This window comes from Pseudoalteromonas sp. SCQQ13, assembly GCF_015864415.1.
GTDB lineage: Bacteria > Pseudomonadota > Gammaproteobacteria > Enterobacterales > Alteromonadaceae > Pseudoalteromonas > Pseudoalteromonas nigrifaciens.
This window is the reverse complement of sequence record NZ_JADYXG010000014.1, coordinates 88,210-114,280: the sequence shown is the minus strand read 5'-3', so window position 1 is coordinate 114,280 and position 26,071 is coordinate 88,210. Positions and strand designations below refer to the sequence as shown.

Below are 26,071 nucleotides of genomic sequence, written 5' to 3'. Positions count from 1 at the left end.
TGCCGTCTCAGTGGGGTCGCATTATAGGGCGCAGCCAGTTTTACGCAAGCGTTTTTTAAAGAAAACTTAAAATAAAATGCTGTTCGCTTGATATTTAAACCAAACGATTAAAAACAATACTAAACCATCTGCATTTTGGGTAACTCGACTTGGTTTTACATTCTAAGCAGGTATTGAGCAGTGCATAATTTAAGCACCACTCGATTGTTTGAGTAATATAAAGTGTGCTTATTACGCTACGCATATTAAGCATGCACAAATAGTAAACAAAACTAAAAGTCATGCAATTCTTTATAACTAATAACCTGAGTAATTAGAGATTAGAGAAAGCCAATGTACTTTTAATGTAGTTTAAAACTAATGGCCTTCATTATTTTACTATATAGTACTGAAGCTACTACATAGGTATTATTTACTTGCTCATTTACTACAAGCAAATATCCAAACAAGCGTTATCGCTTATTAATGGAAAATAGCGACACTATATAATAAGTACTGCCCTCCCTAACACCAAACTCGCTACTATTAATTTAACCTCTAAAGATAAACACGCCTTAGTGAATAGCTTTAACAAACGCGTTTAATTTAAACACTGCAACTTAAATACAGTGTGATATTATATCAAGGTAGCATAAGGATAAGAGAACGATGAATATAGAATCACTCGTAAGTAAAGCAAAACAAGTATGTGACAACCGTGGTGCGCGATTTACACCTATCCGTGAAAAGGTATTTCGTTTACTTGCAAGTGCGCAAGGTGGTGTGGGCGCGTATGATTTGCTCGAGCAATTAAAAGTAACAGAAACTGGCGCTAAACCTGCCACGATATACCGTGCATTAGATTTTTTGGCTGAGCTTGGTTTTATTCATAAAATTGAAAGCACCAATGCATTTATGTTGTGCCATCATTTTGATCATATTCATCCTGTACAGTTATTAATTTGCGATACCTGTGGATTTGTTAAAGAACTGCATTCAACCGTTATTTCGCATGAGCTAAATAGTTTAGCTGCGGAAGGTGGGTTTGTTGTATCGGCGCAAACAATAGAAGCACATGGAAGGTGTGAGTCTTGCAGAGCTGCATAGTTTTAGTAGCGATATAAATATTTTATATAGCTATTTTTTAGCACCAATTTAAGAGTAATTTATATGAATGTAGAGTTCATCAACCCTTTTTTATCTTCTTTGATCAATGTATTAAGTACAATGGCTCAAACACAATTAAAGCCAGGTAAGCCACGCATTAAAACTGATGAGAAAGCTTGTGGTGATGTATCAGGCCTGATCGGAATGGTTGGTCCGCAAACACGAGGCTCTTTTTCAATAACTTTTGATGAGCAGTTAGCACTAACTATCATGGAGCGTATGCTTGGCGAACGTCCGGATAGTATAAATGAAGAAGTAACCGATATGGTAGGCGAAATTACTAATATGGTTACAGGTGGCGCTAAAAACTTATTGGGTCAAAAAGGTTTCGACTTTGATATGGCAACTCCAATAGTTGTATCTGGTAAAGACCATACAATTACCCATAAAAGCCAAGGTAAAAAAATACTTATGCCATTTACCTGCGATGCGGGTAACGCCAATATTGAAGTGAGTTTCGATAAGTTATGAGTTGGCAACAAAAAGTCATTACTTTAAAACCTCGTATCCGAGGTTTTCATTTAATTGATAACGAAATACTCATTCAAATCCCCGAACTCACAAATTACAAAGTGGGTTTACTGCACTTATTTATTCAACACACTTCAGCTAGCCTAACCATTAATGAAAATGCCGACCCTACTGTACGTATGGATATGGAGAGCCACTTTAATGAATTTGTTCCGCAGTGCCAACCCTATTATCGTCACGATTATGAAGGTGACGACGACATGCCAGCTCATATAAAAACCAGTATTTTAGGCTGTGAGTTAAGCATCCCTATTACAAATGGCTATTTAGCTTTAGGTACATGGCAAGGTGTTTATTTAGGTGAACATCGAGACCGCGGTGGTACTAGGCGAATTGTAGCAACCATTCAGGGCGAGTTGTTTTAACAAGTCGCCTCATCAAAGCTTAAACCTCACTCCCGCCGCATACCCATTAATTATCACAGTAAAAACACATCACTTTATTGGTAAAGAACTTGCCCTTCGCGAGTAACTATCGTTGCTAATTACTAAAGGCTTTAACGCAATTTTTATCGAATGCATAGCGAGAAAACCTAGTGTTCTTCAGTCGCTGGATAGTTCACTGCATATGAAATCAGATAGAGAAAGATTGTATTTAAAATAAGAATTTTTTATGGCTTTTTATTTAGGGATATTTTTAATAGATATAAAAGATTGGAGCGGTACACGAGGCTCGAACTCGTGACCTCGACCTTGGCAAGGTCGCGCTCTACCAACTGAGCTAGTACCGCATTATAAAGTAGTTAGTAATTCGTCCGTTGGTGCGCGACAAATCGCGTTCAACATTCTGGCAACTGAACTAGTACCGCATTTTTATTCAACACTGCAATTTCTTTTGGTTAGAAATTGGAGCGGCACACGAGGCTCGAACTCGTGACCTCGACCTTGGCAAGGTCGCGCTCTACCAACTGAGCTAGTGCCGCATTATAAAGTAGTCAGTAATTCGTCCGTTGGTGCGCGACAGGTCGCGTTCAACATTCAAGCAACTGAGCTAGTACCGCATTTTTACTTCTAGTTATATAAATAACTTCAATTTCTTTTGGTTAGAAATTGGAGCGGCACACGAGGCTCGAACTCGTGACCTCGACCTTGGCAAGGTCGCGCTCTACCAACTGAGCTAGTGCCGCATTTTTATTTCTTTAGTTATTTTACGTTGGTGCGCGACAAGTCGCGTTCAACATTCTAGCAACTGAGCTAGTCCTGCTTTATATTTATACAACTCAAACACACTAACCCCGCGTGGGTTATCGTCTTGAGCGGGGCAGGATTCTACAATAATACAGTGTGTTTGCAAGTGTTTTTTATAAATTAAAGAATTTTTCTCTATAGACCTTTAATTCCATAATCGAATCTTTAATATCGTCTAGCGCAAGATGTGAGCCTTTTTTATTCACTTGTGCAAGTACCTCTGGTTTCCAGCGACGCGCTAGCTCTTTAATTGTGCTTACATCTAGATTACGATAGTGAAAAAAGTCTTCCAATTCGCGCATGTATTTATTCATAAAGCGACGATCTTGCCCTATTGAGTTACCACACATCGGTGATGCACCTGCAGGTACCCATTGTTTTAAAAAGGCTATTGTTTGCTCAACCGCGTAGGCTTCGTCGTAAGTACTTGCCTTGCAGCGTGCTGTTAAACCCGATTTTCCATGCTGAGTGGTACACCACTCATCCATATTATCAAGCAACTCATTACTTTGATGAATGGCAATAGTTGGCCCTTCAGCTAATATATTCAAATCAGCATCAGTGACAACGGTCGCAATTTCGAGTATTTTATCGGTCTCTGGTTCGAGTCCGGTCATTTCAAGATCGAGCCAAATTAAGTTTGATTTATTAATATTCATAATTACCTAAGCGGTGCTTTCCTTTAGATCCAGCGCATTTCGATATATCATATTAGCATCATACGTCGAGCTAAAGCATTTTTTAGCTAAGTCGACATTTAACTAAGGTTATAGGCCTCCTGTGGCAAAACAAAAAAAATTAAGTAAAGGCCAGTCTCGTCAGATCAAGGCTAATCATCAAAAGCGTATAAGCAGTGCTGATGCAAGGCCTGCTAAAAAAGGTGCGCAAGAATGGCAAACCGATAATTTAGGCCAAGTAGAAAGCGCTATTGTGATCAGTCGTTTTGGTCAACATGCCGATGTGGAAGTTGAAAGCGGCGAAGTACTACGCTGTAATATACGCCGCACTGTGTCTAATTTAGTGTGTGGGGATGAAGTACTGTTTCGTCGCGCTAAAGTAAGCGAAGGCGATTTAGCTGGTGTAATTGAAGCAACGCAAGAGCGTCGGTCACAACTTACTCGCCCTGATTTTTACGACGGTGTAAAAGTAATAGCTGCTAATATTGACCAAATATTAATGGTGTCAGCAGTATTACCCGAATTTACCCCAAGTATTATCGACCGTTATTTAATAGCCTGCGAAGATATGGGTATAGAGCCTATTTTAGTACTAAATAAAATAGATTTAATCGATGCGCAAGGTCTTAGTGAAATACAAAAAGTACTCGATGTATACCGCAAGCTCGACTACAAAGTTTTATTGGTTAGTAATATAAGTACCGATGGTATTGACGAATTAAAAGATGTACTCGTTGGTAAAAACAATATTTTTGTTGGTCAAAGTGGCGTAGGTAAATCTACTTTAGTTAATACCGTACTTCCAGATGCTGAAATTCTAACTAAAGAAGTTTCTGAAAACAGTGGTTTAGGCCAACATACCACCACGGTATCTCGCCTACATCATTTACCAAGCGGCGGTAACTTAATAGATTCACCAGGTATACGTGAATTTGGTTTATGGCACTTAGAAGTTGATCGTGTAACTTGGTGCTTTAAAGAATTTAGAGAATTTATAGGCGGGTGTCGATTTAGAGACTGTAAACATTTAAACGATCCGGGCTGTATAATTAAAGAAGCCGTAGCTGATGGCAAAATTTCGCAATTGCGCTTTGACAGCTACCACAGAATTTTAGAAACAATGGCCGATGGCCGTGCAGGCTCTCGCGCGCCTCGCGTATAATTTAGGAAACAACCAGTGAGTTTAGATAAATTTAAAATCGCAATGCAGTACGCAATGCCAAAACACTTTATTTCACGCGTAGTAGGAAAACTAGCCGCTGCTAAAGCGGGTATGTTAACAACCACGTTAATTAAACTGTTTATTAAGCAATACAAAGTAGATATGAGTGAAGCTAAACACTCAGATCCTGCTTATTATGAAAGCTTTAACGAGTTTTTCACCCGCCCGTTAAAAGATGGCGCACGCCCAATAGTTGCAGACAGCGATATTATTATTCATCCAGTAGATGGCGCAATTAGCCAATTAGGCGATATTGTTGACGGCCAACTAATTCAAGCTAAAGGTCACGATTACAGCCTACAAGCACTACTTGGTGGTAATAAAGACGATACAACCCCATTTTTAGGCGGTAAGTTTGCAACTATTTATTTAGCGCCAAAAGACTACCACCGTATTCATATGCCAATTGATGGCACATTAAGTAAAATGATTTACGTACCAGGCGATTTATTTTCAGTAAATCCGCTGACTGCGCAAAACGTGCCTAACTTGTTTGCACGTAACGAACGTGTGGTTGCTATTTTTGAAACTGAAATAGGTCCACTTGCTATGGTACTGGTTGGCGCAACTATTGTTGCCAGCATTGAAACTATTTGGGCGGGTACAGTAACACCACCAGCTGGTAGCGATGTATTTAGCTGGAACTACCCAACCAAGGGCGAAAACGCTATTAGCCTCAAAAAAGGTGAAGAAATGGGCCGCTTTAAACTTGGCTCTACCGTGGTACTTGCTTGGGGCGACGACAAAGCGGATATTCTTGATGATCAACTTCCTGAAACAGTGACCCGCTTAGGCACCCCGTTTGCCAAAATTGATGATTAAGATATAGATATCAGGTAAAAAAACTCCGCGTTTATGGTAATAAACGCGGGGTTTTTATTTTTCAGTGAGTTTATAAATTCAATCGCGGTGGAAAATAACTCGCCTACAGTTTGCTTAAATACCGAGTTTGGCTGATCTCTGCCTGATACCTAACACCTGAAACCGTGGCTTTACCTACACTCCTTACAGTCGATATCTTTCACCACTTTAAATTGTTGCTGCTGCAAAGTGAGTGCATTAATACTCATAAACACACAATCGCTAGAATGACCTAATAACATATTGAGTGTCAGCTGCGCCTGCATTGAGCCGATAATACCTAACAGCGGACTAATTACTCCGGCGTTATCACAATTGATAAGCGGCGCAATATCGCTTTGTGGAAAAATACAGCCATAACACGGGCTATTAGCATTTCTTAAGTCTAAGCTAATCAGCTGCCCTTTTGTTGCCAGTGCCGCACCGGAGATTAATGGGGTTTTATGCTGTACACAAAAGCGATTAACACTGTAACGAGTGGTAAAGTTATCACTGCAATCCAACACAATATCCGCATTATTGAGTAATGCTGCGCTATTATCTTGAGTAAGCTTTTCAGCGTGAGTAATTATAGTGATTTGGTTATTCAGACTTGCAAGCACTTTACCTGCTGCAACCACCTTTTTTTGCCCTAAGTGATTTACTTTATAAAGCACTTGGCGCTGTAAGTTCGAAAGCTCAACCGCATCATCATCAATTAAAATAAGCTTACCAATACCCGCAGCAGCTAAATACAGCAATGCGGGGCTGCCTAAGCCACCCGCACCTACTACTGCAACACTTGCCGACTTAAGCTTTAACTGTCCTGCAAGTCCCACTTCTTTAAGCAATATATGGCGACTATAGCGCAGCATTTCTTTATCGCTAAGTTCATTCATTTGGCTATTAACCTGGCCCATTTAATTTATTGCCGCTTGCAACGCACTTATTGCCTGCACATAATCATCAGCTTCGCTAATTGCACGTACCACAGCCACACTACCAACGCCTGTTTTGGCAACTTGGCTGGCACGCTTTAAATCTATACCGCCAATTGCCACTGTTGGGTAGCTTTGCATTAAGGGGACAAATTTAAATAACTTTTCTAGTCCCTGTATTTGCCCTGTCATATCTTTGGTAGTGGTAGGATAAATAGCGCCAAATGCCAAATAACTTGGCCGGTAATTATGTGCGCGGAGCATTTCATAGAAGCCATGAGTAGAAAGCCCCAGCCTAAGTCCTGCATTTTTAATCGCCGCTAAATTAGTGCTTTCTAGATCTTGTTGGCCTAAATGCACACCATATGCACCATGCTTAATTGCAAGTTGCCAATAGTCGTTTATAAATACCTGCGCATTATATTGCTCTCCCAGTGCCACCGCTTTTGCCACTAATTCGTCAAGTTGTGCATCGTCTTTATTTTTAACTCGTAACTGCGCAGTTTTAACGCCCTGTTGTAAGCACTTTTCTAGCCAGTCAACACTATCAACCACTGCGTATAAACCTAATGATTTAATTTCGCAGGGTGCAAAATCTGCAGCCATATTAAAATCAAGCGGAACGTCAAAATCGAGTTCATCGCCTAACCAACTGCCCGCTTCTATTACTTGTGGGTAATCACCTAAGTTGGTTGGAAATGAGGTTTGTGCAACTGGGCCAATTCCTTCTCCGTAGCGCACCGCTACTTTCAACCCTTGATTAATATAAGCTTTAGCTAAAATAAACGCATCTTTTAACGGGTAGTCTTTTGCTAAGCAAGCAGCAATAACCGAGGCCATACTGCAGCCTGTACCATGGTTATGTGGCGTTTGAATTTTTTCATTTCCCAGCCAGTATTCTTCGCCTTTTTGAGTGAAATTATTTATGCAGTAATCTATACAGTAGCCGCTTGGATAATCCCAATGTCCGCCTTTTATAACCACGGCTTTTGCGCCCCAGCTTAATAACTTATTGGCAGCTTCTTTTATTGCCGCGGGGCCAATTAAGTACACGCCAGTTAATAACTGAGTTTCGTGCGTATTTGGGGTTATTACATCCACCAGCGGCAATAAGCATTCTTTAATCGCACTAACTGTGTCTTCCTCTGTTAATAAATCGCCGCTAGTAGCAATAGCTACTGGGTCGTAAACAATAACAGGCGGCACTGGCCATTTGGCTTTGTAATGGCTTATATGTTCACTGATCAATTGAATTTGCTGCACATTTGCCAGCATGCCTATTTTAATTACTTTGGCTTTCATATCTTTTTCGAGCGCTAAAAGCTGCGATTCAATAATATCGGTTGATACGGCATTAATTGCCTCAACACCTAAACTATTTTGCGCAGTCAGTGCTGTAATAGCAGTGCACCCATGCACACCAAAACTTTGCATTGCTTTTATATCGGCTTGAATACCTGCGCCACCGCCCGAGTCTGAGCCGGCGATTGTCCATACTACGTTATTCATATTCGTCTCACTTATTCTTGATGCCAAAATGGCATACCCATAGTCGGGGTTGAAGGGGCTGCAACGTCTTTTTCAGGCATTGCTTTGGCGTTATATGCAAAACGTCCAGCCTCTACCGCGGCTTTAAATGCTCGGCTCATGGTTATAGGGCAACCCGCTCCGGCAATCGCCGAATTTAATAATACTGCATCATACCCTAGTTCAAGTGCTTGGCAGGCATGCGAGGGCAAACCTAAACCAGCATCCACTATTAACGTTGCCTCAGGTAAGCGCTCTCTGATTGTTTTTAAATTATAACTGTTTAACAAGCCTTTACCTGTACCAATGGGTGCACCCCATGGCATTAATACTTCACAGCCTAAAGCATTTAAACGCTGGCACAGCACTAAATCGTCTGTGCAATATGGCAGTACTTTAAAGCCATCGTCGATCAGTATTTTAGTTGCTTCTAACAGTGCAAACGGATCGGGCTGCAAGTTGTAATCGTCCCCTATCAGTTCAAGCTTAATCCAATCGGTAGCAAACACTTCACGGCACATTTTAGCAAGCGTAATGGCCTCTTTAACACTATGACACCCTGCTGTATTTGGTAAAATTTTAAGCCCAGTATTTTTTATTAACTGCCAAAAATCATCACCCGCAGCCGCACTTTGCTGACGCCTAAGCGACACCGTGACTATTTCAGCGCCCGATGCAACAATCGATTCATTCATCACTGCAGGCGACGGGTAAAGCGCCGAGCCTATTAGTAATCGGCTTTTTATTTGCTCACCATAAATAGTTAAATAGTCATTATTTAGCATAGCTGTTATCCGCCCTGAATCGGCGAGAGCAGCTCAATACTATCACCCTCAGTTAATTGATAATCGCTATGCTGGCTTTGCGGTATAAACTCACCATTAATCGCCACCGCAAATGGTGCAACACCACCAAAATCTTGCAAACAGTTAATGAGCTTATTACTGCTAATAGCTATTAACTCACCATTAATTGTTATGTTCATTTAATTTTCACTCTATGCATAAAAGGGCATTTGCCACTAAACTTGGCGCTAACATGTAACCATGACGATATAAGCCATTAATACTAATAACTCGCCCAACGTGTGTTACTTGTGGGCGGTTATCGCAAAATGCCGGGCGTAACCCTGTTTGAATATTTAATAGCCGCGCTTCGGCAAAACCGCTGTGCACCGTATAAGCCGCCGAAAGTAACTCTAAAGCAGAGCGCACTGTGGCTGGGCCTGTATCTTGCGACTCTATTTCAGTCGCGCCAATTACATATTCATTATTGGGTTTAGGCGCTATATAAATGGGGTAACGCGGATGCATTAAGCGCACGGGTCGCGTTAAACTCACCTCTGGCGCGTATAACCTAGCTACTTCTCCACGCACGCCCCGCAGAGGCTTGTCATCTTTTGCGCCGAGCCCTCGGCAATCAATAATATAATCAAACTCTCGGTTATTAATTTTATTATCGTTAATCGTTACCCGTTGATTAAATACAAACTTTACTTTGCGTTTATTAAGTTGTGTAAAGCTGGCTTGATAAAATGCCTGATTATCTATTTGCCCGTCACAGGGTAAAAATAATCCCTGACTAAAACGATTAGCAAGCTCAGGCTCTAACATTTCAATTTGCTGGGAATTCACCGACTCCCCGGTATAATTAGCTAACGGTTTTAGCCGCTGAGCAAAGCTTTGTAAATCGCCTTTATCTTGCTGATGCGCGACAACTAATGTGCCCTGCTGCTGAAAAAAAACCTCACTATCAAGCTCATCAATAATCCCAGGCCAACGCTTTATAGAATCAAGCCCCATTAAAGCTAAATCAGCCTCGCACAATACCGACTCAGCAAGAGGAGCAAGCATAGCCGCAGCCACCTTGCCTGCGCTGTTTTGAGAGTGCTCATCATCTGCCTCAAATACAGTAACTCGGTGTTGCTTACTCAGCTCAAGCGCCGCCAACCTACCGGTTAAACCAAACCCCACTACCGCTATATTGTAAAACATAAAAGTTCCTTTTAGCTGCGAGCCCTCGCTGCCCGCAGCCCAATACCTTAAGCTGATTTATATCGCTTTATGATATATTTCTGATCCGGTTTTTTTAAACTCGTCCGACTTAGCTTTCATTTGTGCTTCTACATCAATCATTTTTATTGTAATCGTATCTGCAGCATTAGCAGGGGCAATGCCACGCGCTTCTAAATCTTTTGCATATTCGCGTACTTCTTGACTGATTTTCATTGAGCAAAACTTAGGGCCACACATAGAGCAAAAATGCGCTACTTTACCCGACTCTTGCGGGAGTGTTTCATCGTGATATTCGCGGGCACGCTCAGGGTCTAAACCAATATTAAATTGGTCATGCCATCTAAACTCAAAGCGCGCTTTTGATAGGGCATTATCACGCTCTTGCGCACCGGGGTGACCTTTTGCTAAATCGGCGGCATGGGCAGCAATTTTATAGGTAATTAAACCTTCTTTTACGTCTTCCTTATTTGGCAAACCTAAATGCTCTTTAGGTGTTACGTAACACAGCATAGCGCAGCCGTACCATGCTATTTGAGCCGCACCAATACCTGAGGTGATATGGTCATACCCAGGTGCAATATCAGTAGTTAACGGGCCTAAAGTGTAAAACGGTGCTTCGTCGCAATGTTTAAGTTGCTCATCCATATTGGCCTTAATCATATGCATTGGCACATGCCCGGGGCCTTCTATAAATACTTGTACATCGTGTTTCCAGGCTAACTTAGTCAACTCACCTAGGGTGCGCAATTCGCTAAACTGAGCTTCATCGTTGGCATCAGCAATCGAGCCTGGGCGCAGGCCATCGCCAAGCGAAAAACAAATATCGTATTGCTTTAAAATTTCGCAAATATCTTCAAAGTGGGTGTATAAAAAGTTTTCTTTATGGTGCGCTAAACACCACTTTGCCATAATAGAGCCACCGCGCGACACAATACCGGTTACTCGTTTTGCGGTCATTGGTACGTAACGCAGTAGCACACCTGCATGAATAGTAAAGTAATCGACGCCTTGTTCAGCTTGCTCTATTAACGTATCGCGAAAAATCTCCCAGGTTAAGTCCTCCGCTACGCCGTTTACTTTTTCCAGCGCTTGATAAATAGGAACTGTGCCAATAGGTACAGGCGAGTTACGTACTACCCATTCGCGAGTTTCATGAATATAACGCCCAGTTGATAAATCCATAACGGTATCGGCGCCCCAGCGAGTAGACCACACCATTTTTTCTACTTCTTCTTCAATCGATGAGCTTACCGACGAATTACCTATATTAGCGTTTACTTTTACCAAAAAGTTACGCCCTACAATCATAGGTTCGGTTTCGGGGTGGTTAATATTGTTGGGTAATATAGCGCGGCCACGCGCAATTTCGTCGCGTACAAATTCAGGCGTAATAAAATCAGGAATACTGGCCCCAAATGACTCACCTTTATGCTGCGCGGCTAATAGTTCAGCATGAATTTTTTTGCGACCCATGTTTTCGCGTATCGCTACGTATTCCATTTCAGGGGTAATAATGCCTTGGCGAGCGTAATGCATTTGCGTGACATTTTTACCCGCTTTACCGCGGCGTATTTTTGGTAAATGCTCAAAACGAAGATGATCAAGCCCTTCATCAGCCATACGTTGTTGCGTAAAACGTGAAGTAACGGATTCAAGTAACTCGGTATCACCGCGACTTTCAATCCATTGCTCACGAAACTTTGCTAAGCCTTGGCGTACATCAAGCTTAAAGTTTGGATCGGTATACGGGCCTGATGTGTCGTAAACACGTAGCGGCTCGTTTGGCTCATACACTGGATTTTCATCACTGCCGCCTATATAAGTATCGCTTAGGGTTATTTCACGCATTCCTACACGAATGTTGTTTTGCGTACCCTCAACATACACTTTGTGCGAATTAGGAAACGGTTGTCCCGTTAAGTTATAAATATATTCAGATGCAGCGGCTCGCGTTTCACGACGCGATGATTTTTTTGCAGTATTCGACATGACTTACCTCATAGTTTATGGGTTGTCTTGTGCGAAGAATTGAGAAGGCAAAATGCCTCATTGGATCGTAGATTGGTTAAGCAGTTTACTGTCACAGCCAATCTTGGCAGCCAACAGAACTTAATACCGGATGGTATAACTTGTACGCCTAAAAAAAGACGCACAAGCGTCCTATTTTAGGCAGCTTGTTCCCTACGCAGGTATTAGCCTGATCAGGTTCACGGATCCCGCTTTCGCGATCTCAGCCTTAACTAATTATTTAGTTAGGCACTCCGACAAGTATTAATACCAATTATTAAATATACCTTTGCCACTTATAACTGCAGCTGCAATGCTAAGTTGTTTGGGTATCAAATTGGTATTTGTAATTTATTAATTTGCGAATAGTATCTAGCAAATCAGCGTTGAGTGTACGCCAGTTAAAAATCGCCTGCAAGAGGGCGTTTTTTATTTAGCAATAAATACAAATGTTTTCTCGCCCTGCATCACCAATTGCTGGTCTTGCATTTTAAGCTGCGCACCTTGTTGCAGTGCGTGTAGTAACTGCTGCTCAAACTTATCAAGTTGTTGGCCACACGACTTACGGGTCATCCCTATTTTGTTAACTGTTAAGCTGCTATCGTCCAGCTCACCTTCACCAAAAAATTTATTGCAGCCAGCAAAACCATTGACTTGCAGTGCTTCAATAAAACCCACCGACGCATTAAACGAAGGCGGAATAGCTAGGCCATCAATACGTGATAACTGCCATTGAGTATGTTTAAGCTGCTCTGAGGTAACCGTTTGCGTTGATGCACAACCAACACATAAACCGATTATAAGCATGGGTATTGCTGCTAATTTCATGTTATTACTAATTATTTGTCTAATTACTGTAATAATAACAATTTTTAACAAGTTAATCCGTTAAAAATACATGTTTAAAGTGTAAATTTTATCGTTCCTGATGAAAAACCCCGTCATTTATATCGGGGATGTAAGCCTTTAATGCGTAGCATTAACATTACTTAGGTCTATTTTGTTGTTCTATATAGGCTGTTAATACGTCCAATGACGCGCCACCGCAAGATCCAGCAAAGTAGCTAGGCGACCAAAGCGCACCGTTCCATAAGTTGCGGTGTATTTCTGTAAACTCTTTCCTCATTAGTCTTGAGCTAACACCTTTAAGCGAATTAATTAATTTACTTAATTGTACTTTAGGAGGGTATTCAATTAACAAATGAACGTGATCTTGCTCACCGTTAAATTCGACTAAATCAACTTCAAAATCTTTACACACATCTAATAGTATCGCCTCTAGCCGATTTAAAATTACATCATTAAACACCTTGCGCCTGTATTTTGTCACGAATACTAAATGTGCATGTAATGCGCTAACACAGTGCCGACCTTTTCTTACTTCTGCCTCATTCTTATGCGTCATAATTATAATGGACCAATAGTTGATTGTCATACTTAGGTATATATAATAAGAGAAAGCAAGGAGTAAGACCAAGTGATTTTAATAGCATACAAATACAGAGTTTACCCAAATAATGAACAGGCGCTAATGCTTACTCATACATTTGGCTGTGTTCGTTTCGCTTATAATTCAGCACTTGGTTACTCTAAAGAGCAATACGACTTAGGTAATAAAACCAATTATAACGATTGGAGTAAAAACCTCACTCAGCTTAAAAAGAACCCTGATTTTGCATGGTTGAAAGATGTTTCAAGTGTGCCATTGCAGCAAGCATTAAAGCACCTAGATAAAGGCTTTAAATCATTCTTTAAGTCTGGCTTTGGCTACCCTAAGTTTAAAAATAAACATGGTAATCAATCAGTAAGCTATATGAGTAACGGCTTTAAGTGGGAGGCTGATAAGCAATCGTTAACACTTGCGAAGATGAAGCAGCCATTAAAAATTAAGTGGTCACGCTCATTTACTGGTAAGCCTAGCTCGCTGACTGTATCTAAAACTAAATCAGGTAAGTACTTCATTAGTATCTTAGTTAAAGAAGATATTAAAAAACGACCAGTAGCGAATAAAACGGTAGGCGTAGACGTTGGTATTAAAGATCTTGCTATCTGTTCGGATGGCACTAAGTTCAATAATCCACGATTAACAAACAAGTACGCTAGCAAGCTAGCCAAAGCACAACGTAAACTAGCCAAGAAGAAAAAAGGCTCCAACAACTTCAACAAGCAAAAACGTGTTGTTGCTCGAATTCACGAAAAGATAGCAAACTCACGCAAAGACTTTACCCAAAAAATGACAACGAAACTTATAAACGAAAACCAAGTGATAGGGATCGAGTCATTGAAAGTCAAAAACATGGTTAAGAACCGTAAGCTACCTAAGCATATCCACGATGCTAATTTTGGTGAAATAGTAAGACAGTTAGAATATAAAGCCGATTGGTATGGCCGTAAAGTGTCAGCTATTAGCCAGTGGTTTCCATCAAGTAAAATGTGTAATGAGTGCGGTTCGCTGTATTCTGGTAAATGGTCATTAGCTATAAGAACGTGGTCTTGTGAATGTGGAGCTATCCACGATAGAGATCATAATGCTGCTATTAATATTCATAATGAGGGATTAAGGCTAATAGCTTAAATAATTTGTGGCGGTAGGTAGTACCGACACATTAAATGCTTGTAAGAGGTTTTAGAAGTCTAAAGTGATCTAGTATCACAATGCTTAAACCGTTGACGACAAGAATCCCCTTGATTTATCTGGGGGTACTTCAATCAGAATCCGTTTTAAATAAATTATCTATTTGCGCTGGTAAAAATGGCCGACCTTTTTCATTTAAAGCTGTGCCGATTACCAATGCATTAAGCATTATTCTTTCATCGTGTTTACGGATCAGGGTTTGTTTAAAAGCAAATTTAAGTCGGCTAATACGTTGTGGCTCTACAGCTACATAAAATTCATCGCCCGGTAATAATGACTGTTTATAATCCATTTCGCTGCGCATCACGACCAGGTTAATTTTATCTTTGGCAAGCTGAGCAAAATCAACCCCATGTGCATGCAAAAATTCATGGCGCGCATGCTCTAAGTAATTAAAATACACACTATTATTTACAATGCCTTGTAGGTCGCATTCGTAGTCTCGCACTTTAAAGTCTACTGTAAAGGTCATATTCGTAATCCAAATTATTTAACGTATAATTGCCGCGTTTATAGCACATGTACTGAAATAATTGCTACCATGCAAGTCCCTAAAATGGAGTTAAGTAACCTAATGAACTTACGTTTGTCTTTAATTACCGCCGCATTATTACCACTGTTTGGTGCATCAGTTACCGCCAACGCTGACGATACAGATCTAGAACGCATTGTTGTTACTGGTGATTTTCAACGAGAAAGCATTCAAACCTTAAGTGCTAGCGCCAGCTTATTTAGCGAAGATGAAGTTAATTTACGAGGTGCAACCTACCTAGATGAAATGCTTGGGAGTACTGCCAATATTAATTTTGCTTCTGGGGCTTCTCGCGGTCGTTATATTCAAATTCGTGGCGTAGGACTACGTTCACAGTTTGTTGACCCCATAAATCCTTCGGTTGGTTTAGTTATTGATGGCATTAACTACTCAGGCCTTGGTGGCAGTGCATTATTATTTGATATTGACCAAGTAGAAATTTACCGTGGCCCACAAGGTACACGCTTTGGTGCCGACGGTATGGCAGGTATGATCCAAATGCAATCGGCGCAAGCAACAAGCGATCCTAGTTTAAAACTACAAGTAGGTGCAGGCACTTACAACAGCCGCGAAGCAGGTCTTGCTGCAAGTACAGGTTTAACCGACGATACCAGCGCTCGTGTTAGCTACTTTCGCAGAAAATCAGACGGCTATGTAGATAACCTATACCTAAATAAGCCAACTCAAGGGCAAGACGAGCAAGTAGCACGCTTTAAATTAAACAGCCAAATAACTGCCAATTTACGCACTGAATTAAATCTACACTATATTGATATTAACAACGGTTACGACACCTTCGCACTTGATAACGGCCGTAACAGCGTTGCCGATGAACCCGGTGAAGATAACCAATTAAGTTACGCTATTGGTCTAAATAACACTTATACGGGCTTTGATTTATTTGACGTAAACTTAAGTTTATCGGCGATCGACAGTGAATTATTTTATAGCTTTGATGAAGATTGGGTATGTAACGATCCGAGTAAACCGCAGCTTTGCGCCGCCGGTTTGCATCCTGATGGTTACAGCTCAACTGATGTTTACAGCCGCGATCGCGATGATCAAGGGGTCGATTTACAATTTAAAAGCAAAACCGGCAACTGGGTTGCAGGTCTTTACTATCAAAACCGCGACGTAGATTTAGAACGCCAATATACCTGGTTAGCTAGCCCATTTAACTCAACGTATGAAACCAATAACGTGGCAGTATATGGCCAATTAGCGACTCCTATTGGGCCTAAAACCACCTTAATTACTGGCTTACGTGTTGAGCAATACCAAGGTGATTACACCGATAATAACGGTTTTATTGAAGATACCGACGACATTATGGTTGGCGGAAAAATAGCGCTTGAGTACCAAGTAATTGATCGCACCATGATCTACACCAGCATTACCCGTGGTTATAAAGCAGGCGGCATTAACTCAGAAGCGCTCGCTAAAGCCAAAGATGAAGGCTTAAACCTTGATGCTGAATTTTTTAAACAACACACCAGTTTTGATCCAGAATACTTATGGAGCGGTGAGTTTGGTGTTAAGGGATCATCCCTTGATGATAAATTTATTCTACGTTTAGCTGCGTTTTACATGCACCGCGACAACATTCAGTTAAAGTCATGGCAAGTACAAGATCAGAAGTTTACCGGTTATGTAGATAACGCGAGCTCTGGCAGTAACTATGGCCTTGAACTTGAAGGTAGCTATCAGCTAACCGACGATTTACTTATTACCGGTAGTGCTGGTTATTTAAATACTAAAATAAATAAATTTGTAACTAAAGCGGGTTTAAACCAAGACGGTCGCGACCAAGCACAGTCACCTAAATATCAATACGCACTGAGTGCTCGTTATAACCTTACCAACGAGCTTTATGCCATGGTAGGTGTTGAAGGCAAAGACGATTATTACTTCTCAGATAGCCATAATGCACAGGCACCAAACAGTAACTTAGTGAATGTAAGCTTAGGTTATGAAGCCGATAGCTGGGCTGTACGCGCCTGGGCACGTAACGTGTTTGACGAAACAGTACCTACTCGCGGTTTTGAGTTTGGCAACAACCCACTTGATGGTTACGCTGATCATACCTACACCCAACTAGGTGAGCCACGTGTAGCTGGCGTTACCTTTACACTTAATTTATAAAGTAAAGCTGACAGCTTTTAGTACTCTGTTAAAAAAACCGCGTTTATTAAAATAAACGCGGTTTTTTATGTGGTAGTCGTAGAGCCTGATCATGCGAGAGGTTAGTTACTAACTGACAGCCCCCCTGCATGTTAAGTTGCTTTAAGCCCTTGTCACATCAAACGCAATAACTTCTTTTATATTACTCTTTTGCGTGGCTAACATTACTAGCCTGTCTATGCCCAGCGCTACCCCTGCACAAGGCGCTAATCCATGTTCAAGCGCAGCAATTAAATGCTTATCCATTGGTACTTGCTTTAAGCCATTTTGTTTACGATATTCATTATCGTCATTAAAACGCTTAGCTTGCTCTGTCGCATTAGTTAGCTCGTTAAAGCCATTGGCTAATTCCATATTTTTATAATACAGCTCAAACCGCCCTGCTACGCGACTGTCATGATCGCAAATTTGTGCCAGTGCTGCTTGCGATGCCGGAAAGTGATACACAAAACACGGCTTATGTTGGCCAATTGTTGGCTCTACTTTCATACAAAATAAAAGCTGCAGTAAAGTATCTCTATGCGTTTCATTTTTAGCTATATCAGCAAACCCTTGCTCGCAGGCAAGTTGTTGTAATTGCTCTAAACTAGCAGTGAGTGGATCAAGTCCAAGTACTTGTTCAAATGCGTGTTGGTAAGTTAACCGTTCACTCGGCGCAACATCTAAAATAAGCTGCATTAGCTCATCTATTTCAGCCATTAATGCAAATTCGTCAAACCCCGGTCTATACCATTCCAGCATAGTAAATTCTGGATTATGATGGCTGCCAGCTTCTTCGTTTCTAAATGCTTTACACAACTGAAATATAGGCCCTGAGCCCGCCGCTAACAAGCGCTTCATTGCAAACTCTGGAGAGGTTTGTAAATATAGCTCAAGGCCGCTGGCGTGCCCTGGGCCTACAAATCGAGTGTTAAAACTCACTAAGTGTATATCGGTTACACTGGCTCCGCTTAAACTGGGGGTTTCTACTTCCATTACATTGCGAGCATAAAAGAACTCGCGAATACTGCGTAAAATAACAGCTCGCTGCTTAAGTGTTGCAATACTTGCACTGGGAGCCCAAAGATTTACTGACATATTTTCTCCAAAAAAAATCCCAGCTTTTAAGCTAGGATTTTATAAAGCGACGCTTAAAATTACTTAACGCGGCTTACGTATTCACCGTTACGAGTGTCTACTTTAATAACTTCGCCTATTTGTACAAATAGTGGAACACGTACTACAGCACCTGTACTTAATGTTGCAGGTTTACCGCCAGTTCCGGCTGTATCACCTTTAAGGCCCGGATCAGTTTCAGTGATCTCAAGCTCAACAAAGTTAGGTGGTGTTACTACAATGGGATTACCGTTCCATAATGTAATTGTACACACGTCATTTTCAACTAACCATTTACCCGCATCGCCTAACGCTTTTTCGTCAGCAGCAATTTGCTCAAATGTTTCGTTATTCATGAAATGCCAAAATTCGCCGTCTGTGTATAAATACGCTAAATCAGTATCCATTACATCAGCACCTTCAACAGATTCACCCGATTTAAAGGTTTTTTCAAGTACTTTACCTGAAATAAGTTTACGGATACGAACACGGTTAAACGCTTGGCCTTTACCAGGTTTTACCATTTCATTTTCTATGATACTACTAGGCTCGCCATCCATCATAATTTTTAGGCCGCCCTTGAACTCGTTGGTGCTATAATTCGCCATCGTTTCCTCTATTTATATTTTTTCGAGTAATCTACGTGCCAATGATACAAAGAAATGAAGCAAATTTGCATAAAAACTGGCAAAAAGAATTAGCAAATGTAGTTACCTGCCCAAAAGTGTTGCTAGAAATGGTCGGTTTATCGAGCCAAGTCCATGATAACGACATAAAAGCTCGTAGCTTGTTCCCAGTTCGTGTGCCAATACCATTTATAAAAAAAATGTGTAAAGGCGATGCAAACGATCCATTATTATTACAAGTTATGCCGCGCCATCAAGAATTCTTAACTAAAAGTGGTTTTAATAAAGATCCCCTGCTTGAGCAAAGTAACCAGCAGCCAGGGCTATTACACAAGTATAAATCGCGTGTTTTAGTAATGTTTAAAACCGGTTGTGCAGTAAATTGCCGCTATTGTTTTAGACGCCATTTTCCGTATCAAGAAAACCAACTTAATAAGCGTAGCCTGCTAGATGCGCTTAGCTATATAAAATCCGACAATAATATAAATGAAGTGATTTTAAGTGGTGGCGATCCGCTTATGGCCAAAGACGATGCCATTAGTTGGTTTTTAGATGAGCTTGAGCAACTACCACAAATTAAACGCATGCGAATTCATACCCGTCTGCCGGTGGTTATTCCGGCGCGCATCACCGATGAGTTATGCGAACGACTTGCAAGAACGCCATTAAAAATTGTGTTTGTTAATCATATAAACCATGCCAACGAAATAGACGACGACTTTAAAGCCGCAATGCAAAAGCTTAAACAAGTAGGTGTAGTGCTATTTAATCAAGCGGTTATTTTAAAAGACGTGAACGATACAACTGCAGCACAAGTGAATTTAAGTGAAGCGTTATTTGATGCCGATGTATTGCCCTATTATCTACATTTGCTAGATAAGGTAGAAGGGGCGAGCCACTTTGACATTAGTGAGGAGCAAGCAATTAAAATAATGGCAGAGCTGTTAGAAGCTCTACCTGGTTTTTTAGTGCCTAAATTAGTCAGAGAGATTGGCGGTGAAAAAAGTAAAACACCAATCGATCTTAAGTTAATTTAAAGCCGTATTTAAACGTAAATGTTTACGTTATTACCCAGTGTTGCAGTCGCCGACTTAGTCGGTGTTTGCGCGCTGGATGACTGCGCAGCCCCCTCAATCAGTGCTAATGCAGCTGCGCCATCAGCTAGTTGCTGTTTTTTAGACAATGCAGCGCTCAACACCTCGCCGCCTTGGCTTGAACTTGGCATTACCGGTAAATTTCCACCTGCTATATTCATAAAATTAATCCACCTTTAATCAGTGTTTGTTGTGCAATAATTTAAAAGGAGTTAAACAAGGCACAGTGCTAAAAACCTGACTTTTAAATATAATCCAAGTAACATATGCAGTATACGCATGCTACATAATAAATTATCGGCAACTCAATACAAAGCTTTAGGAAAACCATGGATTCTATTATTGAACAACTCAACGCTAACTTAAAAATTGTTTACCGACAGGCGCTTGATGCTGACAAAAAACTCGACGAGTTACAACAGCAAGGTCACGGCAAATTTAAAGCACTCTTTACAGCCGACTCAGGTTTTACCTTTGAAGCTAAACGCTTTAAGCCATATGTGCTTGATGTAGCAGCCGACGTAGAGAGCTTATCTAGTGACGGTTTTAATGAAGAAAAACTTAAAACCACCGTTATTAAATTACAGCAACTACTTACTTTGTTAGCTACGTTTAAGTAACGTAAACTTTAGTTAAAAAGTTTATGATTCTATAAGCATTAAAAGCGCCGCTATTTAGCGGCGTTTTTGTAAAGCTTAGTTAATCAACTTTCGGTAATACTTCCTCACCAAACCACTCTGTAAGTAAGCGTTTTTCGTAATTGAAAGGTCCATCTCGGCCCATTTTAATTTTATCCATAAAGCCCATATCTTTAAGCTTTACATCACTTGCTGCACTTATTACCTCACCTTTTTCATTGGTAAGTGAATAATTAAGTTTGAGTTGCGGAAAATAAATAGGCTTAACCACCCTGATTTCATTTATACCGCCATAGCGTACATCGCCAGCTAAATCGACATCAGTAATCTCTAGGCTAAGTTTGTAGTCTTTTGGCAATTGCTCTGCAAGTTTAGCAACATGCTCTTCAATACTGCTCGCTATATGCTTATGGTACGAAGCTTTACCTTGATTGGATTCGCGTACATCACGATAGTCTTTAAAATCATGCCATTTAATAGCCGACTCACCCGCATGGGCAAGTGCTGGTAGTGCAAAGCACATTAACATTGCGATTTTGTTTACTGGATTCATATCACTCTCCAAAAAGGTGCGCCGAATATTACATTATTGCAATTAGGGCATGCTCAGTATTAACACCTAAATAACTGAGTTCATTTTAACAGCTGTTTATTAACTATAACTTAATCTTATGACATAAGTGTTATTTAAAGCGTTCAAAATGTAATCAAATATGTAAATCTAGCTTTTTTAAAATAACAGCGTATTTAAAGCAGATAATGCATGTAAAATATCGCAATTTATGGTGCAATCAACACTATTGATAAAAGGTATCCACGGAGCATTCATGACTATTTTAGTAACCGGTGGCGCAGGCTATATTGGCTCGCACACTGTTTTAGAACTTTTACAACAAAACAGTAATGTTGTTGTTATTGATAATTTAAGCAACTCATCATCAGAGTCACTTACGCGCGTTAAAAAAATTACCGGTAAAGAAGTAACTTTTTACCAAGGTGATATTCTCGATAAAGCATTTTTAGACTCAGTATTTGCTAAGCATACTATTGAAAGCGTAATTCACTTTGCTGGCTTAAAAGCGGTGGGTGAGTCGGTTGTAAAACCAATTGAGTACTATCAAAATAACGTACAAGGTACATTAACACTAGTTGATGCGATGCGCGATGCGGGTGTATTTAAGTTAGTATTTAGCTCATCAGCAACCGTTTATGGCGACCCAGCAAGCTTACCTATTAAAGAAGACTTTCCTGTTGGTGGCACCACCAACCCTTATGGCACATCAAAGTTAATGGTTGAAATGATGTTGCAAGATATCGCAAAATCAGACGAGCGCTTTGCCTTTGCTATTTTGCGTTACTTTAATCCAGTAGGCGCGCATGAATCGGGGTTAATTGGCGAAGATCCGAACGGGATCCCTAATAATTTATTACCGTATATTTCACAAGTTGCCGTGGGCAAGCTCAAGCAACTAGCCGTATTTGGCGATGATTACGACACAGTAGATGGCACCGGCGTGCGCGACTACATTCACGTAGTCGACTTAGCTTTAGGACATTTAAAAGCGCTGAATAAAATTGCCACAAACACCGGTGCATTGGTTTATAACCTAGGTACAGGCAACGGTTATTCAGTACTGCAAATGGTGAACGCCTTTATTAAGGCCAGTGGGCAAGCAGTACCATATCAAGTGTCACCACGTCGTCCAGGCGATATAGCCGCTTGTTACGCAGCTCCTGAAAAAGCCCTGAATGAACTAGACTGGCAAGCGATGCGCGGTATCGATACTATGATGCAAGACACCTGGCGCTGGCAGTCAAATAACCCAAATGGGTATAAGTAGAAAACCATATACCTATAATCAATATGTCCCTATTTTTATAGGGGCATGTTAATTATGGTTGGAGTAAGTCATTTATTTAATTCAATAAAGATATACGTGTTCAAATTTAAGCTCAGAGTTTAAGGTTTAGAGTTTAAGGTTTAGAGTTTAAGGTTTAGAGTTTAAGGTTTAGAGTTTAACCTAGAACCTAGCCCTGATTTACTTCCTAGTACGATTATTATTTTTACCAATTTTGCATTTCGACTATACGCGATTGCGTTCGTGCATATTCAAAGCTTAGTTTTTTACCTTGATACAAGATGTCTATATCAGCCTGTGCATTTATAACCAGTAACTTATGGCAGTCATAAAACTCATCGACCAAAGCAATAAAACGTCGTGCTTCATCATCAAAAAAGTGCTCGTCTAGAGTTTGTTTTTCACGCTGGTAGCTGTCCTCTATACCGTGCACTATTACTTTACCGGTTGCGCCAACGCCCATTTTTGGCACATTTGCCACGTATAACACAGAAAATTGCTGAGCTAAAAACATGTAATCGTTAGCGCTACGCGGGCCAGAGCACAACGCCATAAAATCAATCATTAAGGCATTTGCTGTTTTTAATAAATAAGGCAGCGCTCTACCGTGTACCGTGATATTGCCACTGTGCGATGCTTGCGGGTACTGCGTTAAAAATTTAGCTTTAAAGTCATCACTGGGTAAATTAATAAAGTAATGACTACTATTTTTACCATAACGAAAACGATGATCCTCCTCTCCCGCTACATTTACTATCTCGCAATAATTATTAATTAAATCTATAGTAGGTAAAAACCGTGCTCGCTGTAGGCCATTATAGTAAAGCTGCTCTGGTTTTGCGTTTGAAGTGGCCACCAACACTACACCTTGTTTAAATAACGCATCAAACAGCCGAGCCATAATCATAGCGTCGCCAATATCGCTAACAAAAAACTCATCAAAACATAGCACCCGAATATTTTTGGCCCAATTTTTAGCTATAATTATTAACGGATCTTTTTGCCCTTGTAACTGCCCTAACTGCTGGTGCACCTGCGCTATAAAGTGATGAAAATGCAGCCGCTGCTTTTTACTTATAGCAACATTGTTATAAAATAAATCCATTAACATGGATTTACCACGCCCTACCGGTCCATACAAATACACACCTTTTATGAGTGGCGACTTTTGCCACCAGCTATAGTGTATTTGTAATTGTTCACTAAGCGAATTAAGTGCCTGTACGGCATTATTTTGCGCAGCATCGAAGCTAAGCTCGCCCGATGCAACCTTAGCTTGGTAAAGGCTTATTATTTGTGTGTCCTGCACTGTCATGGTATTTCACTATCCGTTATAATCGCGTCCATTGTAGCCGACTCAAAATGTGAACCCCAATGAAATTCCCTTGCCGCCTAGATAAATTTATTAGCCATTTAGCAGAGCTGCCACGCTCAAAAGCCAGAGCCAGCATTAAACGCCAAGCCGCACTAGTCAATGGTGAAGTGGTCACTGCTTTCGATTTTCAAATTAAGCAGCAAGACGAAGTAGTTTTTCAAGGTGAACAACTCGTATTTTTAGGTAAACGCTACTTCATGTTAAACAAACCCGTTGGTTATGTAAGTGCCAATAGTGATGAACTACACAAAACGGTATTCGATTTAATTGACGAGCCAAATATGAGCGACTTTCACGTAGCAGGCCGCCTCGATATTGACACCACTGGCTTAGTTATCTTAACCAACGATGGCGACTGGTCGCATAAAATAACGTCTCCTAAAAACAATAAATTTAAAACCTACTTAGTAGAAACCCAAGAGCCCATTACTGACGAATCGTTAGAGGCACTGCGCGAAGGGGTACAATTACATAACGAAAAAGCTCTAACCCGTCCGGCAAAAGCAGAGCGCCTCGCTAATTACGGCTTACGTTTATCTATTTGTGAAGGTAAATACCACCAAGTTAAGCGCATGTTAGCCGCTGTAGACAACAAAGTGGTTGAATTGCACCGCGAACAAATTGGCAATATTAAACTAGACGAAAACCTAGCAGCGGGTGAATATCGCTTGTTAACAGCCGAAGAAATTAAACTGTAAAGAACTTTTTAGGCTTCAATTAAGTATTAGTAACGAAAGATAAGGCAGCCTAAAAACACAGCACTTTTAACACAGATAACGAGCATAATAGAGCTTCGAGACTCTAATTTATTAAAAGGATATAACAGTGAAAGTATTAACCGTATTTGGCACCCGCCCAGAAGCGATAAAAATGGCGCCGCTAGTACATGCATTAACTAACGATAGTCGCTTTGAAGCTAAAGTTTGTGTAACGGCGCAGCATCGTGAAATGCTAGACCAAGTACTTGAGCTGTTTAAAATAACCCCTGACTACGATTTGAACCTGATGAAAGCGGGCCAAACACTACCAGAAGTAACCAGTCGTATTCTGCTAGAGTTAACGCCCGTACTTAAAGAGTTTAAGCCAGATGTAGTGCTTGTTCATGGCGATACCGCGACTACTTTTGCAGCAAGTCTGGCGGCTTATTATGAGCAAATCGCAGTAGGTCATGTCGAAGCAGGCTTGCGTACAGGTAATATTTACTCACCCTGGCCAGAAGAAGGTAATCGTAAATTAACCGGCTCACTTACAAAGTACCATTTAGCACCCACCGAAAATTCAAAAGCTAACTTATTAAAAGAAAACTACGCGGCTGAAAACATATCTGTAACGGGTAACACAGTAATTGATGCGTTATTAATGGTTAAACAACAAATTGAAAATGATGCAGAATTAAGCAATACACTTGCATCGCAATTCCCAATGCTTGATGAAAATAAAAAGCTTATATTGGTTACAGGCCATCGCCGTGAAAGTTTTGGTGGCGGGTTTGAGCGAATTTGCGAAGCATTAGCGCAAACCGCAAAAACTCATCCAAATACGCAAATACTTTATCCCGTGCATTTAAACCCGAATGTACAAGAGCCAGTAAAGCGCATTTTAAAGGATGTTGATAACGTACATTTAATTGAGCCACAACAATACCTGCCATTTGTATACTTGATGAATCGTGCTCATATTATTTTAACTGACTCAGGTGGCATTCAAGAAGAAGCACCAAGTTTAGGTAAGCCTGTATTAGTTATGCGTGATACCACAGAGCGCCCAGAGGCAGTTGAAGCAGGTACAGTGAAATTAGTTGGTACCGATGTAGCTAAGATCACCGCAGCATTAAATGAGTTGTTAACTGATGATGCTGCATATAAAACAATGAGTCGCGCTCACAACCCTTATGGTGACGGCAATGCATGCCAACGTATATGTGATATTTTAGCGCGTTAAAAGTT

27 protein-coding genes, 3 tRNA genes and 1 riboswitch are annotated in these 26,071 nt (G+C 40.7%); of the genes, 12 read left to right on the top strand and 18 right to left on the bottom strand.

Features of this window, described 5'->3' with window-relative positions; translation table 11 throughout:
- Positions 1-648 precede the first annotated feature (648 nt).
- The 3 genes from I6F41_RS12580 to I6F41_RS12570 all read left to right on the top strand — a co-directional run bounded on the left by I6F41_RS12580 (position 649) and on the right by I6F41_RS12570 (position 2,042).
- On the top strand, positions 649-1,086 hold the full coding sequence (locus tag I6F41_RS12580) for a transcriptional repressor (RefSeq protein WP_011327201.1): 438 nt from the start codon (positions 649-651) through the stop codon (positions 1,084-1,086).
- A 63-nt stretch (positions 1,087-1,149) separates the two neighbouring features.
- On the top strand, positions 1,150-1,617 hold the full coding sequence (locus I6F41_RS12575; RefSeq protein WP_011327200.1) for a chemotaxis protein CheX: 468 nt from the start codon (positions 1,150-1,152) through the stop codon (positions 1,615-1,617).
- Positions 1,614-2,042, top strand: coding sequence for a secondary thiamine-phosphate synthase enzyme YjbQ (locus I6F41_RS12570; RefSeq protein ID WP_179808376.1), 429 nt, complete (start codon positions 1,614-1,616; stop codon positions 2,040-2,042). The genes I6F41_RS12575 and I6F41_RS12570 overlap by 4 nt, the downstream gene beginning before the upstream one ends.
- Positions 2,043-2,331: 289 nt before the next feature.
- Here I6F41_RS12570 and I6F41_RS12565 read toward each other — a convergent pair.
- The 4 genes from I6F41_RS12565 to orn form a co-directional block, all read right to left on the bottom strand.
- A tRNA-Gly gene (locus tag I6F41_RS12565) sits at positions 2,332-2,407 on the bottom strand.
- Between the two features lie 116 nt (positions 2,408-2,523).
- A tRNA-Gly gene (locus tag I6F41_RS12560) sits at positions 2,524-2,599 on the bottom strand.
- A 128-nt stretch (positions 2,600-2,727) separates the two neighbouring features.
- A tRNA-Gly gene (locus tag I6F41_RS12555) sits at positions 2,728-2,803 on the bottom strand.
- 174 nt (positions 2,804-2,977) lie between these two features.
- Positions 2,978-3,523 carry an oligoribonuclease gene (orn, locus tag I6F41_RS12550; protein ID WP_011327197.1) on the bottom strand — a complete coding sequence of 182 codons (546 nt, stop codon included), beginning with the start codon at positions 3,521-3,523 and terminating at the stop codon, positions 2,978-2,980.
- Between the two features lie 121 nt (positions 3,524-3,644).
- On the opposite strand from orn, the gene rsgA reads away from it, so the two are divergent.
- On the top strand, positions 3,645-4,703 hold the full coding sequence (rsgA, locus tag I6F41_RS12545; protein WP_011327196.1) for a small ribosomal subunit biogenesis GTPase RsgA: 1,059 nt from the start codon (positions 3,645-3,647) through the stop codon (positions 4,701-4,703).
- A 15-nt stretch (positions 4,704-4,718) separates the two neighbouring features.
- Complete coding sequence (gene asd / locus I6F41_RS12540; RefSeq protein ID WP_182684588.1) at positions 4,719-5,585, top strand: archaetidylserine decarboxylase; 867 nt, start codon at positions 4,719-4,721, stop codon at positions 5,583-5,585.
- A gap of 170 nt (positions 5,586-5,755) precedes the next feature.
- Here asd and I6F41_RS12535 read toward each other — a convergent pair whose 3' ends face one another.
- From I6F41_RS12535 to tnpA, 8 genes are all read right to left on the bottom strand, one after another.
- Positions 5,756-6,502: a HesA/MoeB/ThiF family protein gene (locus tag I6F41_RS12535; protein ID WP_086993126.1), complete on the bottom strand. Its 747-nt coding sequence runs from the start codon at positions 6,500-6,502 to the stop codon at positions 5,756-5,758.
- A gap of 21 nt (positions 6,503-6,523) precedes the next feature.
- Positions 6,524-8,050, bottom strand: coding sequence for a thiamine phosphate synthase (gene thiE / locus I6F41_RS12530; RefSeq protein ID WP_182684587.1), 1,527 nt, complete (start codon positions 8,048-8,050; stop codon positions 6,524-6,526).
- 11 nt (positions 8,051-8,061) lie between these two features.
- Positions 8,062-8,853 carry a thiazole synthase gene (locus I6F41_RS12525; protein ID WP_086993123.1) on the bottom strand — a complete coding sequence of 264 codons (792 nt, stop codon included), beginning with the start codon at positions 8,851-8,853 and terminating at the stop codon, positions 8,062-8,064.
- Between the two features lie 5 nt (positions 8,854-8,858).
- Positions 8,859-9,053 carry a sulfur carrier protein ThiS gene (gene thiS, locus I6F41_RS12520; RefSeq protein ID WP_011327191.1) on the bottom strand — a complete coding sequence of 65 codons (195 nt, stop codon included), beginning with the start codon at positions 9,051-9,053 and terminating at the stop codon, positions 8,859-8,861.
- Between the two features lie 7 nt (positions 9,054-9,060).
- Positions 9,061-10,062, bottom strand: coding sequence for an FAD-dependent oxidoreductase (locus I6F41_RS12515; protein WP_179807833.1), 1,002 nt, complete (start codon positions 10,060-10,062; stop codon positions 9,061-9,063).
- A gap of 57 nt (positions 10,063-10,119) precedes the next feature.
- On the bottom strand, positions 10,120-12,072 hold the full coding sequence (gene thiC / locus I6F41_RS12510; protein ID WP_231613550.1) for a phosphomethylpyrimidine synthase ThiC: 1,953 nt from the start codon (positions 12,070-12,072) through the stop codon (positions 10,120-10,122).
- A 172-nt stretch (positions 12,073-12,244) separates the two neighbouring features.
- Positions 12,245-12,357: riboswitch (TPP riboswitch) on the bottom strand.
- A gap of 162 nt (positions 12,358-12,519) precedes the next feature.
- Positions 12,520-12,918, bottom strand: coding sequence for an META domain-containing protein (locus I6F41_RS12505; protein WP_041454338.1), 399 nt, complete (start codon positions 12,916-12,918; stop codon positions 12,520-12,522).
- Between the two features lie 157 nt (positions 12,919-13,075).
- On the bottom strand, positions 13,076-13,495 hold the full coding sequence (tnpA, locus tag I6F41_RS12500) for an IS200/IS605 family transposase (RefSeq protein WP_197108615.1): 420 nt from the start codon (positions 13,493-13,495) through the stop codon (positions 13,076-13,078).
- A 72-nt stretch (positions 13,496-13,567) separates the two neighbouring features.
- Between tnpA and I6F41_RS12495 the strand changes: the two genes are divergently transcribed.
- Positions 13,568-14,665, top strand: coding sequence for an RNA-guided endonuclease TnpB family protein (locus tag I6F41_RS12495; RefSeq protein ID WP_197108614.1), 1,098 nt, complete (start codon positions 13,568-13,570; stop codon positions 14,663-14,665).
- A 130-nt stretch (positions 14,666-14,795) separates the two neighbouring features.
- Here the strand turns inward: I6F41_RS12495 and I6F41_RS12490 are convergent, their stop codons facing one another.
- Entirely contained in the window at positions 14,796-15,197 is a 402-nt protein-coding gene (locus I6F41_RS12490) for an acyl-CoA thioesterase (RefSeq protein ID WP_182684103.1), read from the bottom strand.
- 102 nt (positions 15,198-15,299) lie between these two features.
- On the opposite strand from I6F41_RS12490, the gene I6F41_RS12485 reads away from it, so the two are divergent.
- Entirely contained in the window at positions 15,300-17,399 is a 2,100-nt protein-coding gene (locus I6F41_RS12485; RefSeq protein ID WP_011327186.1) for a TonB-dependent receptor, read from the top strand.
- 141 nt (positions 17,400-17,540) lie between these two features.
- On the opposite strand, the gene epmA is transcribed toward I6F41_RS12485, so the two are convergent.
- Positions 17,541-18,515, bottom strand: coding sequence for an elongation factor P--(R)-beta-lysine ligase (epmA, locus tag I6F41_RS12480; protein WP_011327185.1), 975 nt, complete (start codon positions 18,513-18,515; stop codon positions 17,541-17,543).
- Between the two features lie 59 nt (positions 18,516-18,574).
- Positions 18,575-19,141, bottom strand: coding sequence for an elongation factor P (gene efp / locus I6F41_RS12475; RefSeq protein WP_011327184.1), 567 nt, complete (start codon positions 19,139-19,141; stop codon positions 18,575-18,577).
- 41 nt (positions 19,142-19,182) lie between these two features.
- On the opposite strand from efp, the gene epmB reads away from it, so the two are divergent.
- Positions 19,183-20,196, top strand: coding sequence for an EF-P beta-lysylation protein EpmB (epmB, locus tag I6F41_RS12470; protein WP_197108613.1), 1,014 nt, complete (start codon positions 19,183-19,185; stop codon positions 20,194-20,196).
- Between the two features lie 8 nt (positions 20,197-20,204).
- Here the strand turns inward: epmB and I6F41_RS12465 are convergent, their stop codons facing one another.
- Positions 20,205-20,414 carry a hypothetical protein gene (locus I6F41_RS12465; RefSeq protein ID WP_058372567.1) on the bottom strand — a complete coding sequence of 70 codons (210 nt, stop codon included), beginning with the start codon at positions 20,412-20,414 and terminating at the stop codon, positions 20,205-20,207.
- Between the two features lie 168 nt (positions 20,415-20,582).
- Here I6F41_RS12465 and I6F41_RS12460 point away from each other — a divergent pair, with 168 nt between their 5' ends.
- A complete protein-coding gene (locus tag I6F41_RS12460) occupies positions 20,583-20,873 on the top strand; it encodes a hypothetical protein (protein ID WP_011327181.1) in 291 nt (96 codons plus the stop codon).
- 79 nt (positions 20,874-20,952) lie between these two features.
- Here the strand turns inward: I6F41_RS12460 and I6F41_RS12455 are convergent, their stop codons facing one another.
- Entirely contained in the window at positions 20,953-21,444 is a 492-nt protein-coding gene (locus I6F41_RS12455) for a DUF3016 domain-containing protein (protein ID WP_197108610.1), read from the bottom strand.
- 274 nt (positions 21,445-21,718) lie between these two features.
- On the opposite strand from I6F41_RS12455, the gene galE reads away from it, so the two are divergent.
- Positions 21,719-22,732 (top strand): UDP-glucose 4-epimerase GalE, encoded by a 1,014-nt coding sequence (gene galE / locus I6F41_RS12450; RefSeq protein ID WP_011327179.1) that lies wholly within the window; start codon positions 21,719-21,721, stop codon positions 22,730-22,732.
- A 223-nt stretch (positions 22,733-22,955) separates the two neighbouring features.
- Here the strand turns inward: galE and zapE are convergent, their stop codons facing one another.
- Positions 22,956-24,065 carry a cell division protein ZapE gene (gene zapE / locus I6F41_RS12445; protein WP_197108608.1) on the bottom strand — a complete coding sequence of 370 codons (1,110 nt, stop codon included), beginning with the start codon at positions 24,063-24,065 and terminating at the stop codon, positions 22,956-22,958.
- A 59-nt stretch (positions 24,066-24,124) separates the two neighbouring features.
- Between zapE and rsuA the strand changes: the two genes are divergently transcribed.
- Both rsuA and wecB read left to right on the top strand, forming a co-directional pair.
- Positions 24,125-24,823, top strand: a complete 699-nt coding sequence (rsuA, locus tag I6F41_RS12440; RefSeq protein ID WP_089367748.1) for a 16S rRNA pseudouridine(516) synthase RsuA — start codon at positions 24,125-24,127, stop codon at positions 24,821-24,823.
- A 127-nt stretch (positions 24,824-24,950) separates the two neighbouring features.
- On the top strand, positions 24,951-26,066 hold the full coding sequence (gene wecB, locus I6F41_RS12435; protein ID WP_089367747.1) for a non-hydrolyzing UDP-N-acetylglucosamine 2-epimerase: 1,116 nt from the start codon (positions 24,951-24,953) through the stop codon (positions 26,064-26,066).
- The last annotated feature ends 5 nt before the right edge of the window (positions 26,067-26,071 follow it).

What these genes read in the sequence shown, in the direction of transcription:
- I6F41_RS12580 (WP_011327201.1), top strand. Translation starts at nt 649, where the DNA reads ATGAATATAGAATCACTCGTAAGTAAAGCAAAACAAGTATGTGACAAC.
- I6F41_RS12575 (WP_011327200.1), top strand. Translation starts at nt 1,150, where the DNA reads ATGAATGTAGAGTTCATCAACCCTTTTTTATCTTCTTTGATCAATGTA.
- I6F41_RS12570 (WP_179808376.1), top strand. Translation starts at nt 1,614, where the DNA reads ATGAGTTGGCAACAAAAAGTCATTACTTTAAAACCTCGTATCCGAGGT.
- orn (WP_011327197.1), bottom strand. Translation starts at nt 3,523, where the DNA reads ATGAATATTAATAAATCAAACTTAATTTGGCTCGATCTTGAAATGACC.
- I6F41_RS12535 (WP_086993126.1), bottom strand. Translation starts at nt 6,502, where the DNA reads ATGAATGAACTTAGCGATAAAGAAATGCTGCGCTATAGTCGCCATATA.
- thiE (WP_182684587.1), bottom strand. Translation starts at nt 8,050, where the DNA reads ATGAATAACGTAGTATGGACAATCGCCGGCTCAGACTCGGGCGGTGGC.
- I6F41_RS12525 (WP_086993123.1), bottom strand. Translation starts at nt 8,853, where the DNA reads ATGCTAAATAATGACTATTTAACTATTTATGGTGAGCAAATAAAAAGC.
- thiS (WP_011327191.1), bottom strand. Translation starts at nt 9,053, where the DNA reads ATGAACATAACAATTAATGGTGAGTTAATAGCTATTAGCAGTAATAAG.
- I6F41_RS12515 (WP_179807833.1), bottom strand. Translation starts at nt 10,062, where the DNA reads ATGTTTTACAATATAGCGGTAGTGGGGTTTGGTTTAACCGGTAGGTTG.
- thiC (WP_231613550.1), bottom strand. Translation starts at nt 12,072, where the DNA reads ATGTCGAATACTGCAAAAAAATCATCGCGTCGTGAAACGCGAGCCGCT.
- I6F41_RS12505 (WP_041454338.1), bottom strand. Translation starts at nt 12,918, where the DNA reads ATGAAATTAGCAGCAATACCCATGCTTATAATCGGTTTATGTGTTGGT.
- tnpA (WP_197108615.1), bottom strand. Translation starts at nt 13,495, where the DNA reads ATGACGCATAAGAATGAGGCAGAAGTAAGAAAAGGTCGGCACTGTGTT.
- I6F41_RS12490 (WP_182684103.1), bottom strand. Translation starts at nt 15,197, where the DNA reads ATGACCTTTACAGTAGACTTTAAAGTGCGAGACTACGAATGCGACCTA.
- I6F41_RS12485 (WP_011327186.1), top strand. Translation starts at nt 15,300, where the DNA reads ATGAACTTACGTTTGTCTTTAATTACCGCCGCATTATTACCACTGTTT.
- epmA (WP_011327185.1), bottom strand. Translation starts at nt 18,515, where the DNA reads ATGTCAGTAAATCTTTGGGCTCCCAGTGCAAGTATTGCAACACTTAAG.
- efp (WP_011327184.1), bottom strand. Translation starts at nt 19,141, where the DNA reads ATGGCGAATTATAGCACCAACGAGTTCAAGGGCGGCCTAAAAATTATG.
- epmB (WP_197108613.1), top strand. Translation starts at nt 19,183, where the DNA reads ATGATACAAAGAAATGAAGCAAATTTGCATAAAAACTGGCAAAAAGAA.
- I6F41_RS12465 (WP_058372567.1), bottom strand. Translation starts at nt 20,414, where the DNA reads ATGAATATAGCAGGTGGAAATTTACCGGTAATGCCAAGTTCAAGCCAA.
- I6F41_RS12460 (WP_011327181.1), top strand. Translation starts at nt 20,583, where the DNA reads ATGGATTCTATTATTGAACAACTCAACGCTAACTTAAAAATTGTTTAC.
- I6F41_RS12455 (WP_197108610.1), bottom strand. Translation starts at nt 21,444, where the DNA reads ATGAATCCAGTAAACAAAATCGCAATGTTAATGTGCTTTGCACTACCA.
- galE (WP_011327179.1), top strand. Translation starts at nt 21,719, where the DNA reads ATGACTATTTTAGTAACCGGTGGCGCAGGCTATATTGGCTCGCACACT.
- zapE (WP_197108608.1), bottom strand. Translation starts at nt 24,065, where the DNA reads ATGACAGTGCAGGACACACAAATAATAAGCCTTTACCAAGCTAAGGTT.
- rsuA (WP_089367748.1), top strand. Translation starts at nt 24,125, where the DNA reads ATGAAATTCCCTTGCCGCCTAGATAAATTTATTAGCCATTTAGCAGAG.